Below are 12717 nucleotides of genomic sequence, written 5' to 3'. Positions count from 1 at the left end.
TCGCGTGTGCGACCGCGCCGTGCCTCGCATTGACGGGGTTCAATGTGATGCACGCGAATCGTGCATGGCAACGGGGTGGGGAATTCGCCATGCGAAAAAAAGGCGGCGTACCGTGCGACAGTCGCGGTACGCCGCTTTTTTCGCATCGCGCACGTCGGCGCCTCAGTGCAGCTTGATCGACGGCTGATTGCGGCTTTGCAGCCAGTGGCTCAGCGACTGGAACAGTGCGCGCTTGATGCCGTACACGCTGAACAGGTGCATGCGATACAGGAACTTGTACAGCCCGATCGCGGCGAGCCCGTCGACGATCAGCGAACGCGAGCGCACGCCGAGTTCGGCCTGATAGACGGCGCCTGCATGTCCGAGCGACACGACCGTGCCGGCATCGCGGAATGTGAAGCCGGCGACCGGCTTGCCGGCGATGCGGCGCGCGAACGCCTGGCTCAGATAGACGGCCTGCTGATGCGCAACCTGCGCGCGCGGCGGCAGACAGCCGCTTGCGCCGTTCGACGGACACGCGGCGCAGTCGCCGAACGCATACACGTGCGGATCGTCGGGCGTTTGCAGCGTATCGGTGACGATCACCTGATTCGACCGGTTGAGTGCGATGCCGTCGAGTTCGCGCAGGATCGCCGGCCCCGCGACGCCGGCGGCCCAGATCGTGATGTCGCTCGCGAGCCGTTCGCCGCTCGCGATCGTCACCGCATCGGCGCCGACTTCGGCGACGCGCGTATCGGTCAGCACGTCGACGTTCAGCGCGCGCAGCTGCGCGTGCATCTTGTCCGACAGCCGTGCGTCGAGCGCCGGCAGAACGCGCGGCGCGCCTTCGATCAGGCGGATACGCACGTCGCGCGCGGCGTCGAGCGCCTTGAACCGATACGTCGTCAGCTGCTGGACCGCGTGACGCAGCGCGGCCGCGAGTTCGACGCCCGTCGCGCCCGCGCCGATCACGCTGATGCTGACCGGCGCGGCAGGCTGCGCCGGCTGCTGCTCGGCGCGATGGTTCGCCTTCGTGCAGGCCGCGAGAAATTTGCGGCGGAAGTCCTCGGCCTGATCGAGGTTTTCGAGCGGCAGCGCATGGCGCGCGGCGCCCGGCACGCCGAAGAAGTTCGTGACGCTGCCGACCGCGAGCACCAGATCGTCGTAGGCGAGCGTGCGCGCCGGCAGGATTTCGGTGCCGTCCGCGTCGTGCACCGCGCCGATCGTCGCGATGCGCACCGCGCGATCGACGCGTTGCAGCGCGCCCTGCACGAAGCGGAAGCCGTGCCGCTTCGCCTGCGCCGCATATTCGATCGTGTGCGACGCCGGATCGCGATGGCCCGATGCCGCTTCGTGCAGCAGCGGCTTCCAGAAGTGCGTCGGATAGCGGTCGACGAGTACGACTTCGGCGTGGCCGCGGCGGCCGATCGTGTCGCCGAGGCGCGTCGCGAGATGCAGGCCGCCGGCGCCGCCGCCGACGATGACGATGCGCGGCACACGCGGTGCGGCGGGCGCGGCAACGAGAGGCGTGGTGTTGTCCATGTTCGGGCTCCTGCCGATGACGAATATCGGGATGACATTGCTCAGGAACCGACGATATAGTTTGGCAACCCATCGAACAATTCAATGTTTATAAGCGACTCATATGTATTCACTTATAGGAAAGACCGCGACGTTCCGGCAGCTGAAGGCGCTCGACATGATTGCGCGGCTCGGCAGCGTGTCGCGCGCGGCCGAAGAACTGAACCTCACGCAGCCGGCCGTGTCGCTGCAGGTGCGGCTGCTCGAGGAGGCGGTCGGCGCCGCCTTGCTGCAGCGCGTGGGGCGCGGTGTGCAGCTGACGGCGGCCGGCGAGATCGTCGCGCGCTATGCACGCGAGATCCTGCATCTGTGGAGCGAAGCCGGCGACGAAGTCGCCGCGCTGACCGGCGATCTAGGCGGCACGCTGCGGATCGGCGCGATCACGACGGCTGAATACCTGATTCCGCCGTTGCTCGTGAAATTCACTGCGACGCGGCCGCACGTGAAGACGTACTTCAAGGTCGGCAACCGCGACGACATCATCCGGATGCTCGCGACGCATGAAATCGATCTGGCGGTGATGGGCAGCGCGCCGAAGGAGCTGCGCACGCATGCGGTCGAATTCGCGAAGCATCCGATGGTGTTCGTCGCGGCGCCCGATCATCCGCTGATGCAGCGCAAGCGCGTCGCGCTGAAGGATCTCGAATCGGCGCACCTGCTCGTGCGCGAGCGTGGCGCGGGCACGCGCTCGACGGTCGAGAGCCTGTTCAAGACCTCCGGCTACCGCTTCCATGTGGGCTCCGAACTGTCGAGCAACGAAGCGATCAAGCAGATGGCCGAGGCGGGCCTCGGCGTCGCGTTCCTGTCGCTGCATGCATGCGCGCTCGAACTGCGTACGGGGCTGCTCAAGCAGTTGCCGTTTCCGGGCAACCCGATCGAGCGCGAGTGGTACGTGGTCACGGTTGCCGATCGCCGCATCTCGCAGGTGACAGGGCTGTTCCGCGATTTCCTGATCCGGCAGGGCGCGCCGGTGATCGACGGCGCGACGAGCGCGTCGCACGAGCGGCGACGCAAATGACGGGCGGGCGGCGGCGCGGGTTCCGTGTCAGCCGAGGCCGAAGTCGTCGTTGCTATCGGGGATCGATGCAAGCAGCCGTTCGAGCCGATGCCAGCCGACGACGCGCGCACACCATTTACCGATCCCCGCAAGCGGGCCGCCGATGCGCGGCGCGGCGGCGCGCGATCGTGTCGCACAGGCGGCGCGGGACAGGCAACATTCACGCATGACGCTCTCCTTGGATGCCGGATGCCGGATGCCGGATGCCGGATGCCGGATGCCGCGATCGTAAGCGGCACCGCGCGCGCTCGCGCGCACGCGTGGATGCTCCGAGCAGAAACGGATGATTTTTTTCGGCGCGCGCCGAGCGGGCCGTGCAGGCCCGGCACGCGTTCCGAAAACGCGTCACAATGCGCGATCGACATCCGTTCCCGGGAGAGCCGCCATGAGCGACCCGATCCACACGGCAGCGCCGGACGACGGCGTGCCGGTCAGCCTGCGCTCGAGCCGCGGCCGCGGCTGGCGCGGTTTCGGCGCCGCGCTGCTCGGCATTCGCGCGGGCACGTACCGGATTCCGGCGGCGGATCATCACCGGATCGGCGTGCATGTCGGCGCACCGGTGCGCGCGGACTGCGCGTGCGACGGTCAGCGCATGTCGCGCATTCAGGCGCACGGCGACATCGACGTGATTCCGGCCGGGCTGCCCGGCCGGTGGACGGACAGCGCCGACTGCCGGATCCTGCACATCACGCTCGACGACGCGTTCGTGCGCCGCACGGCCGAGCAGCTCGAACTGACGCCGTCGCGCGCGCAGATCCGCCGCCGGATGCAGGTGCGCGATCCGCGGCTACAGCACATCGCGTGGGCCATGGCGGCTGAACTCGAAGCGGAAGATGCGTCGGATCCGCTGTACGCGGAGAGCCTGTGCACTGCGCTCGTCGCGCGGCTGATCGATGCGCAGCCGCAGTTTCGCGAGCGGCGCCGGATGCTGTCGCCGCAGGCGGCCGCACGTGTCATCGACTATGTCGACGCGCATCTGGACCGTCGTCTGACACTGACCGAACTCGCGGCGCTCGTGTCGATCAGCGTGCCGCACTTCAAGGTGCTGTTTCGCGAGACGATCGGGATGCCCGTGCATCAGTACGTGGTGCGCCGGCGCGTCGAGCGCGCGAAGGCGCTGCTGCTCGAAGGGCGGCTCACCCTCAGCCAGATCGCGCTCGAGGCCGGCTTTGCGCATCAGAGCCATATGGCGAACTGGATGAACCGCGTGCTCGGCGCGACGCCCGCGGAAATCGCGCGATCGGGCGTGCGCGCGACGACGTTGCGGCTCGTCGGCGATCGCGGCGGCGAAGAAGCCGCAGAAGCGAACGCGCCGCAACGGTAGCGTTCGGCGCGGCCGGCGGTTGGCTTCGGGCTTCGCCGCCGCGCCGCCCGCTGCGACGATCCGCATCCGACATCGTCATCCTTTCCTGTCGCGATCATCCGTTCATGCGCGCCACGCGCGCCACGCGGCCCGACAATCGCCGCATCTTCTCGCGACAGGAGCGAAACATGTTCGTGATCTTCGGTGCATCGGGCCATGTCGGCCAGGCGACGGTAACGGCGCTGCGGGCGGCCGGCCATCCGGTGCGTGCGGTGCTGCGCGATTCGCGCGACCGCGAGCGCTTCGCGCAACTCGGCTGCGATGTCGCGATCGCGGATCTCGCCGATCCGCGCGCGGTGGCCGCCGCGCTCGACGGTGCGCATGCGGTGCAGATGCTGTGTCCGGTGCCGACGCGCGACGCCGATCCGGCCGCGACGATGGCGCGCACGATCGAGGTCGCCGTGGAGGCGCTCGGCGCGCATCCGCCCGACGTGCTGCTGGCACTGTCCGACTATGGCGCGGAACTCGAGGGCAACACCGGCATCACGCGCGTGTTCCGCGATTTCGAGGCGCGACTGAAAACGGTTCCGACGCAACTGACGCTGCTGCGCTCGGCCGAGCATCTGCAGAACTGGGCGCGCATGCTGCCGCTGGCGCTCGCGACCGGCGCGCTGCCGAGCCTGCATCATCCGGTCGATCGCATGTTTCCGGCGGTCTGGGCACCGGACGTCGGCGAGATCGCCGCGCAATTGCTGACCGAACATGTCGAGCGGGCGAGCACGCTGCGCATCGTCAGCGTCGAAGGGCCGTGCCGCGTCAGTGTGCGTGACATCGCGGCGGCGCTCGGCGCGGCGGCCGCACGCGACATCGCCGCGCATCCGCTACCGCGCGACGCTTGGACGCCGACGCTGTTGCGCGCGGGGCTCAGCGCGCGTCATGCGGAACTGATCGTCGATTTATACGACGTGCACAACGCGGGCCGGATCGACGTCGAACGCGGTTCGGAGCGGCGCTTCGGCACGACGATGCTGGCCGATGCGCTCGCGGCGCTGCTGCATATGCATGCGCGAGCGCAGGCAGCGCGCACGTAAGGCAACCCGTGCCGCCCGTATCGATGCGGCGGCGCGGGCCTATCGGCGCATGCGGTTCAGCACCGCATACGACAGCGAGCCGATCACGATCCCCCAGAACGCGGAGCCGAGCCCGAGCCACGTCATCCCTGACGCCGTCGCGAGAAATGTGATCAGCGATGCCTCGCGATGGCTTTCGTCCTCGAAGATGCCGTGCACGTTCGCGCCGATCGCACCGATCAGCGCAAGCCCGGCGAGAATCGCGACGAACGCCTTCGGCAGCGCGAAGAACATCGCGACGATCGAGCCCGCGAAAATCCCGGCGATCAGATAGATCACGCCGTTCGCGATGCCGGCGACGTAGCGGCGGTCCGGATCCTCGTGCGCGTCCTTGCCGGTGCACAGTGCGGCCGTGATCGCCGCGACGACGATCGTGATGCCGCCGAAGCACGCGACGACGAGCGACATGATGCTCGTCGCGGTGATGATCGGGCGAGCGGGCGTCCGATAGCCGGACACGCGCAGGATCGTCATCCCCGGCAGGAACTGGCCCGTCAGGCTCACGACGACGAGCGGCAGCGCGAGGCTCAGCGTCGTGCCGAGCGTCCATTCGGGCGCGATGAATATGGGCCGCGCGATGCTCGGCGACCCGAGCGTAGGATGCGTCATCCCGAGCAGCATCGCGAGCGCGGCGCCCGTCAGCAGCACGAGCACGATGCTGTAGCGCGGCAGCAGCCGCTTGAAGATCACGTACGCGGCGATCATCCCGAACGCGAGCACCGGCTGCGCGGAGGCCGCCGCGAACGCGTGCATGCCGAACGGCAACAGGATGCCGGCCATCATGCCGCACGCGATGCCGCGCGGGATGTGGCGCACGAGCCGGTCGAAGTAGCCGCTGATGCCGATCAGCAGGATGATCAGCGCGGCCGTGATGTACGCGCCGACCGCCTGATTCAGCGTCAGCTGCGGAAATAGCCCGACGAGCAGCGCCGTGCCCGGTGCCGACCACGCGGTGACGACCGGTACTTTCAGCTTCCAGCTCGCGAACAGCCCCGACACACCTGCGCCGATCGAGATCGCCCATACCCACGACGTGACCATCGCGTCGGACGCATGTGCGGCCTGCGCCGCCTGAAAGAAGATCGCGAGCGGGCCCGCGTACGAGATCAGTACCGCGAGAAAGCCGGCGGTCACGGCGGAAACGGACCAGTCCTGGCCGATCGCGCGCGGCGCGCTGGTCGGGGTATTCGGTTGCATTGTCGTCGGGGAAATGGCGGCTCGGCGCGTGGAAGGCGATCGGACCGATCGTGGCGGGTGCGACGAGGTGCCGTCATTCTGGGCGCTGCCGCCGAAATTGACAATTCCCGACTGCGCTTACGTGCTGATCTGCAGATACCCGTCGACGGCCGCGATTCGGGCGCCACTGCCCGTCGACAGCGACGCCGTGCCCTGATCGAACGGATGGACCGGCGCATCGGTCGGCCGCCACGCGTGGCGCAGCAACAGTTCGGCATAGCCGCGGCGGATCACGAATCCGTCACACTTTTGCCGGTACGCGTCGCGCCGCATCCGGTAGGCGTGCGGCAGGTCGTACCACGGCAGCGCCGGCAGATCGTGATGGACGAGATGGTAGTTGTTGTTCAGGTACAGCAGCCGCATCGCGAAACCGGCCTCGTTGATCGCGATGCGCGCCTTCGGATTGCGCGCGGCGCGATGCTCGTAGAGCGAGCGGATCATCGCGAGCGACTGCGCGGGCCACGTGACCGCAACCAGGTAGTACCACCACGGCACGCCGATCGTGCGGTCGAGCCAGACGAGAAGTGCCGCGACGCATGCGACGTGGGTCGCCCACATCGGCAGGTCGCGCCATTCGCCGCGCCGAAACGCGGCGCACGCGTCGCCCAGCATCGCCGCGACGCTCGTCGGCGGCCCGACCAGCAGCCTGCCGGCGAACGTATTGCGTGCGCTCGACAGCACGCGGCGCCAGCGCGGCAACCGCGCCCAGCACGCGCGCGACACGTAGTTCGTTTCGGGGTCGATGCCCGGCACGGTGAGATCGTCGTCGCGATGATGACGCAGATGCGTCTCGCGATAGACCGTATACGGATACCAGACCGTGAGCGGCGGATAGCCGAGCAGTTTGTTCACATGGATCGAACGCGTCGGATGGCCGTGCAGCAGTTCGTGCTGCAGCGACAGATGCCATGCGCCGAGCAGGATCAGCGGCGGCGTCGCGGCCGCGAGCGACAGCGCGTGCGCGCGCACGGCGAGCAGCACCGCGAGCCAGCCGCCGTAGACGGCCACGATCAGCAGCCAGGTCGGCCATTCCGTGCGGGCAGTGAAACGTGTGCGGAGCGCGGCAATCGCGCGCGCGTGGTCGACGTCGAAATATTCGGCCATGGTGCTGAAGCGCAGCGGCCGCGAAGCCGGCTGCGCGCGATGGCGCGGCCCGGGCGGCCGAACGAAATCATCGGAAGGACGGAACGGGACAACGTCGTCGTGCACCGCCGTGGTGCGCGAGCGCGCGTCCGCAAGGTTCCGAACGTAACGCGGCGAACGTTGCGTGGCCAACCAATCGATTTGCATTTGCTTATCGCGGCAAGCGCGCAAAGCTTCGCACCGCGGCCGCGCTCCGCGCGCGGGATGCACCTGCAAATGCACCCCGTGCATCGAAATTCGGGATCGCACGTAGTCTCGCGACGTATCGGTGTGCGTAGAATGCCCGCATGAGCCAATGGACCGCCGCACTGCCGATGTATAACGTGACGCCACACCACGCTGCGCTGTGGCTTGCATTGCTGCGCGATGCGCTCGACGCCTTCGCGAAGGCCGGTGGCCCGGCCGACGTCCGCGTGCTGCACGAACCGTTCGGCGATCTGCTCGCGCTATGGCGGCGCGGCGATCTGCTGCTGTCGCAGACTTGCGGGTTTCCCTATCGGATGCTCGGGCTGCGCGACGCGGTGCAACTGATCGCGACGCCCGCTTTCGACGCCGACGGCTGCAGCGGCGCCGAGTATCGCAGCGTGCTCGTCGTGTCGGCGCGCGTACATGCCGGCGGCGTGACGACGCTCGCCGCGTGTCGCGGCCTGCGTGCGGCGTGCAACGGAGCGGATTCGCACAGCGGGATGAACGCGTTCCGACACGCGGTGGCACCGCATGCGCACGACGGCCGGTTCTTCGGTTCGGTCACGTCGTTCGGTTCGCATCTGAACGTGCTGCGTGCGCTCGGCGCCGGCGAAGCCGATTGCGCGGCGATCGACTGCGTGACGTTCGCCTATGTGCGCGATGCGCTGCCGGCGCTGTTGAACGACGTGCGCGTGATCGACATGACGGCATCCGCGCCGGGGTTGCCGTTCATCGCGTCGCGCGCGCTCGGCGAAGCGCAGGCCGACGCGTTGCGCGACGCGCTCGCGAGTGCGGTGAAGGCCGATGCCGCGCGGGCGCGTGCATTGCGGCTGCGCGGTTTCGAACGGTTGTCGCCGGGCGATTACGACGTGATCCAGCGCTTCGCGCAGGACGCGGCCGTGCACGGCTATCCGGCGCTCGCCTGAGCGCCGGCCGCGCGGGCGGCGCGGCGCTTACTCGTCCATCAGTCTGACTTTCACGCGCTTGCCCTTGATCTTCCCCGCATTGAGCTTGCGCAGCGCGTCATGGGCGATACCGCGCTCGACTGCGACGTAGGTCGAGAACTCGGTCACGTTGATCTTGCCGATCTGCTTGCCGTCGAATCCCGCATCGCCGGTCAGCGCGCCGAGCACGTCGCCGGGACGGATCTTGTCCTTGCGTCCGCCGAGAATCTGCAGCGTCTCCATCGGCGGCAGCAGCGGCGCGTCGCTGGCGGGCGTCAGCTCGGACAGCGGCCGCCATTCGACGTCGCGCTTCTGCGCCTGCTCGATCGCGCCGACGCGGCCCATCTCGTCCATGCTCGCAAGGCTCAGCGCCCAGCCTGCCTGATCGGCGCGGCCCGTGCGGCCGATCCGGTGCACGTGCACCTCGGGGTCGGGCGTCACGTCGACGTTGATCACCGCTTCGAGCTGCGCGATGTCGAGCCCGCGCGCGGCGACGTCGGTCGCGACGAGCACCGAGCAGCTGCGGTTCGCGAACTGGATCAGCACCTGGTCGCGTTCGCGCTGTTCGAGCTCGCCGTGCAGTGCCAGCGCGTGGAAGCCCTGCGCGTGCAGCACGTCGATCAGGTCGCGGCATTGCTGCTTGGTATTGCAGAACGCGATCGTGCTGACCGGCCGGTAATGGTTCAGCAACATGCCGACCGCATGCAGCCGCTCGGTTTCGGTCACTTCGTAAAAGCGCTGACGGATCTTGCTGTCGTCGTGGCGCTCTTCGAGCTTCACTTCCTTCGGGTTGCGCAGGAACTGCTGGCTCAGTTTCGCGATGCCTTCCGGGTAGGTTGCCGAGAACAGCAGCGTCTGCCGCGTCGGCGGACATTGGCGCGCGACCTTGGCGATGTCGTCGAAGAAGCCCATGTCGAGCATGCGGTCCGCTTCGTCGAGCACGAGCGTGTTCAGCGCATCGAGGTGCAGATTGCCGCGATCGAGGTGATCCATGATGCGGCCCGGCGTGCCGACCACGATATGCGCGCCGTGCTCGAGGCTTTGCGCCTGCGGACGCATCGGCGTCCCGCCGCAGAGCGTCAGCACCTTCACGTTTTCCTCTGCGCGTGCGAGGCGGCGCACCTCCTGCGCGACCTGGTCCGCGAGTTCGCGCGTCGGGCACAGGATCATCGCCTGCACGTCGAAACGGCGGGCATCGAGGCGCGACAGCAGCGCGAGCGAGAACGCGGCGGTCTTGCCGCTGCCCGTTTTCGCCTGCGCGATCAGGTCGTGGCCGGCGAGCGCGATCGGCAGGCTCGCAGCCTGGATCGGCGTCATGTCGACATAGCCGAGCTGCTCGAGATTGGCCAGCATGGCGGGCGTCAGCGGCAGCGCGCTGAACGGCGTGGCGGTCGGTTGCGTCAAGACAGGTCTCCGAGGTAGGGGCGGCCTTCCATTTGCTCGTAGACGACATTGCCTTCGTCGTCTTCGAAGCGTTCGACATAGTTGCGGGCGCCGCACAGCGGGCAGCGGAACAGCAGGCCCTGGCCTTCGTCCTTGATCACGACGTCGGACGTCTCCCACTGCGTGCCGCAGCTCTGGTTTCGGCAGGTAAACACGGTCTTTCTCCAGCTGAATTCGGTTGAGGGCGCCCGGGCGGGCGTGGCAGCGAAGCGCGGCACTCGCGCGGCTCGGGCGCGGGCCGCACCGGCGGTCGCGCGGACCGCGTCGATGCAGAGGGTGGATCGGGTGGCGACGGTGTCGCACGTGCCCGCAATTCTAGCGGATGCCGGGGGCGGTAGCGGGGGAACGGTGCCTCACGAGCGCGCGGGGACGATCGGTCGTGTGCGGCCGAGGACCGGCGAATCGTCGCGGGCGGCGGGCTTTCCGCTTCGTGCCGTCGTTCGGCACGATCGCGCGGATCCGCTGCTGCTGTTCAGGCTGTTGCCTCGGAGAAGGGCATCGCGCGCCGCGACGACCCGGCGCAGTGCGTCGAGCGACGAGCCGGCAGCCTCGGAGGCGCCCGGCGGGCCGCGATGACGCGATCCGCCGGACGTCCGCTATTACAGCTTCGACTTGCCCGTTGCAGCGGCGGCCTGCTGCGCAGCGGTGGCCGGATCGAGCGTGGCGAGCGTCTGCTCGGTGAATTTCTCGTACAGCCAGTCCATGCGCATGCTGTCGATGCCGGCGATGCCGCCGAGCGCGTACGATGCCGACACCTTGAAGCGGTCGACCGGACGATTGTCGGCATCGGCGAGCGTCACGGTGCCGTTCACATGATCGTTGCCGGCCATGAAGCCGAACATGACCGCGGAAAAGCTCGACCGCACGCGAATGCCGGTGACTTCGACGTTCAGGTGCATCGCATCGGGCGAATCGGCTTTGGCGAGCAGCTTGCGCGCGTCCAGGGCGGTTTCGAGTTTCTCCTGCAGCTTTTTCGCGTCGAACTTCAGGTTGTCTTTGAGTTCTTCCCGCGCGGTGTCGTCGAGCGTGACGTTCACGATCACGGGTTTCGTACCGAAGTGCGCCGTCGACGCGGTGACGGGCGCCGTGGCCGAGCTGCTCGCGTCGCGCGTCACGCTGCTTGCGCAGCCCGACAGGAAGCCGATCGTTATCCATGCCAGCGCGGCATGACGGAAAAGGGTTTTCATCGTTTGGTCTTCTGGTCTTGTGATTGGGATTGTTTGAACAGGCTGGGTAGCCGGAACTGAACCTAACACGCCGCGATTCGATTCAATTCGTCGAAAAGACGGGGAAGTTCGGCGCTGGATTCGGCATTCGCTTATCGCGGTGCGAATGTGCTGCGCGTTCGGCAGTGACGATAGGACGACGTTCCGCGGCTCGACGGCGATCGGCTCGCAGGCCGGGCAGACCGCCGCGCAGATCGGTGCCGGGCTTGTCGCGCAGTGGACGAAGCGCGGCAGTATGTATGCGGCGGTCAGCTACCTGACGAACCTCGGCGGCGAGCACCGGCGCACGATCATCAGGCATGCGGGCGTGCGATGGACGTGGTGATGCCGGGCCCGTCGCTCACGGGCGGGCGCTCGACGCTCGCATGAGGCAGCGTCGGCAGACGCCGGCAAGCGATGCGCGCAGCAGCGCATGCGCCCGCGCCGATGCGGGGAAAAATAGCCGCGCCGCCGGCCATCGTCGCCCGTCCGCATCTGAGCCGGCGCGCGGCGATCGCGCTTTCGAGGGGATCGCCGCACGCCTCTCGGACGGGACCGGAGCCTGCCGGCGGGCGCGTGTCCGCCGCAGCGACTGCCCGTTCAACCGAGCGGCCAGTTCAGGATCGCGATCCCGTCGTTGTAGTCGCCGTCCGTGCCGTCTTCCGAAGCGACCAGTCCGAAGTACGCCTTCTTGAAGATGTCGACCTGGCGCGAGCCGATCTTCGACGGCTTGCCGTTCACCGTGACCACCACGCGCACCTTGCCGTTGCCCGAGTTCACGATCTGCGTGTTCAGGTTCGTGTTATGCGTGCCGGCGCCCTGGAATGTCGCGGCTGGCTTCGGGTCGTCGTCGTCGAAGACCTCGATCGTCTGCTGTGCGGACGAGTTGACCAGCGCGGTCACGCCGAATGCGATGTTCGGCGGCAGATTGAACACGCCGTCGCGTTCGCCGCCGCCGGCGGTCGCGGTATCCGGCTGCGCGGGTTGCGGCTGCGGCGTCGCTTTCGAGAAATAGTTGACTACCGCGCCGACGCCGAACTTCGCCGCTGCGCCCGGCAGCACGCCGGGCGCGCCGGCCCACGTGACTGTGTATGCGACCACCTGTCCGGCCGCGTCGGTCTTCACCTTGTTCTGCCAGCTGCCGACGTCGAAGCTGTACGGAACGGTCGCGATGTCGACGAACACGTCGTACTGCGGCAGCTTCTCGACGAGCTGCGCGGTCATGAACTGGCGCATCCGGTCGAGCACCGCCTGGTCGCCGTTCGCTTGCACGGCCTTGGCATCGTTGCCGGCGAGTTGCAGTAGCGCGTAAAGATCGTCATGGGTAAACGGTTGTTGCATGTCGTTCTCGTCTTGATGGTCTCGATGGAATGTCGGTGTGCATGCGGATGTCACATGCACGATTGCTGCGCCGCGTGCGCGCAGGTGCGCAGGATGCAGGAGAAGCTGCGTGGAATCCGGCTTCGCTGCGCTCGGCCCGGTCGCGACGGCGATGCCGGCGGCCGGCTCG

At 68.0% G+C, this 12717-nt stretch carries 13 protein-coding genes; 5 read left to right on the top strand and 8 right to left on the bottom strand.

The features are described from left to right. Positions 1–162: 162 nt before the first annotated feature. Positions 163–1521, bottom strand: coding sequence for an NAD(P)/FAD-dependent oxidoreductase (locus tag BCR55_RS20805; protein WP_065495758.1), 1359 nt, complete (start codon positions 1519–1521; stop codon positions 163–165). Between the two features lie 103 nt (positions 1522–1624). Between BCR55_RS20805 and BCR55_RS20800 the strand changes: the two genes are divergently transcribed. Next, on the top strand, positions 1625–2578 hold the full coding sequence (locus BCR55_RS20800) for a LysR family transcriptional regulator (protein ID WP_006397631.1): 954 nt from the start codon (positions 1625–1627) through the stop codon (positions 2576–2578). A gap of 27 nt (positions 2579–2605) precedes the next feature. Here BCR55_RS20800 and BCR55_RS20795 read toward each other — a convergent pair whose 3' ends face one another. Beyond that, positions 2606–2875, bottom strand: a complete 270-nt coding sequence (locus tag BCR55_RS20795) for a hypothetical protein (RefSeq protein ID WP_244104619.1) — start codon at positions 2873–2875, stop codon at positions 2606–2608. 127 nt (positions 2876–3002) lie between these two features. Here BCR55_RS20795 and BCR55_RS20790 point away from each other — a divergent pair, with 127 nt between their 5' ends. Both BCR55_RS20790 and BCR55_RS20785 read left to right on the top strand, forming a co-directional pair. Beyond that, positions 3003–3941: an AraC family transcriptional regulator gene (locus tag BCR55_RS20790; protein WP_065495756.1), complete on the top strand. Its 939-nt coding sequence runs from the start codon at positions 3003–3005 to the stop codon at positions 3939–3941. A gap of 167 nt (positions 3942–4108) precedes the next feature. Then, complete coding sequence (locus BCR55_RS20785) at positions 4109–5011, top strand: NAD(P)H-binding protein (RefSeq protein ID WP_065496702.1); 903 nt, start codon at positions 4109–4111, stop codon at positions 5009–5011. Between the two features lie 39 nt (positions 5012–5050). On the opposite strand, the gene BCR55_RS20780 is transcribed toward BCR55_RS20785, so the two are convergent. Together BCR55_RS20780 and BCR55_RS20775 are read right to left on the bottom strand one after the other, a co-directional pair. After that, on the bottom strand, positions 5051–6247 hold the full coding sequence (locus BCR55_RS20780; protein ID WP_065495752.1) for a benzoate/H(+) symporter BenE family transporter: 1197 nt from the start codon (positions 6245–6247) through the stop codon (positions 5051–5053). Between the two features lie 117 nt (positions 6248–6364). Further along, positions 6365–7390, bottom strand: coding sequence for a fatty acid desaturase (locus BCR55_RS20775; protein ID WP_065496698.1), 1026 nt, complete (start codon positions 7388–7390; stop codon positions 6365–6367). Between the two features lie 326 nt (positions 7391–7716). Here BCR55_RS20775 and BCR55_RS20770 point away from each other — a divergent pair, with 326 nt between their 5' ends. Continuing rightward, positions 7717–8541, top strand: coding sequence for a phosphate/phosphite/phosphonate ABC transporter substrate-binding protein (locus BCR55_RS20770; protein ID WP_006409408.1), 825 nt, complete (start codon positions 7717–7719; stop codon positions 8539–8541). 27 nt (positions 8542–8568) lie between these two features. Here BCR55_RS20770 and dbpA read toward each other — a convergent pair whose 3' ends face one another. The 3 genes from dbpA to BCR55_RS20755 all read right to left on the bottom strand — a co-directional run bounded on the left by dbpA (position 8569) and on the right by BCR55_RS20755 (position 11189). Beyond that, positions 8569–9963 carry an ATP-dependent RNA helicase DbpA gene (gene dbpA, locus BCR55_RS20765; protein ID WP_006409403.1) on the bottom strand — a complete coding sequence of 465 codons (1395 nt, stop codon included), beginning with the start codon at positions 9961–9963 and terminating at the stop codon, positions 8569–8571. Then, positions 9960–10157, bottom strand: coding sequence for a hypothetical protein (locus tag BCR55_RS20760; protein ID WP_006397660.1), 198 nt, complete (start codon positions 10155–10157; stop codon positions 9960–9962). Before BCR55_RS20760 ends, dbpA begins: the two co-directional genes overlap by 4 nt. A gap of 444 nt (positions 10158–10601) precedes the next feature. Further along, positions 10602–11189 carry a DUF4410 domain-containing protein gene (locus BCR55_RS20755; RefSeq protein WP_006404509.1) on the bottom strand — a complete coding sequence of 196 codons (588 nt, stop codon included), beginning with the start codon at positions 11187–11189 and terminating at the stop codon, positions 10602–10604. Positions 11190–11334: 145 nt separating this feature from the next. Between BCR55_RS20755 and BCR55_RS20750 the strand changes: the two genes are divergently transcribed. After that, the gene (locus tag BCR55_RS20750; RefSeq protein ID WP_006409394.1) at positions 11335–11553 is read left to right on the top strand and encodes an autotransporter outer membrane beta-barrel domain-containing protein; all 219 of its coding nucleotides are present in this window, start codon (positions 11335–11337) and stop codon (positions 11551–11553) included. A 254-nt stretch (positions 11554–11807) separates the two neighbouring features. Here BCR55_RS20750 and BCR55_RS20745 read toward each other — a convergent pair whose 3' ends face one another. Then, a complete protein-coding gene (locus BCR55_RS20745) occupies positions 11808–12548 on the bottom strand; it encodes a fucose-binding lectin II (protein WP_065495750.1) in 741 nt (246 codons plus the stop codon). Between the last annotated feature and the right edge of the window lie 169 nt (positions 12549–12717).

Origin of the sequence: Burkholderia sp. CCA53, from assembly GCF_001685525.1 — a bacterium.
Classification (GTDB): Bacteria; Pseudomonadota; Gammaproteobacteria; order Burkholderiales; family Burkholderiaceae; genus Burkholderia; species Burkholderia multivorans.
The sequence above is the reverse complement of the archived record's forward strand: the minus strand, read 5'-3'. Positions and strand labels throughout refer to the sequence as shown.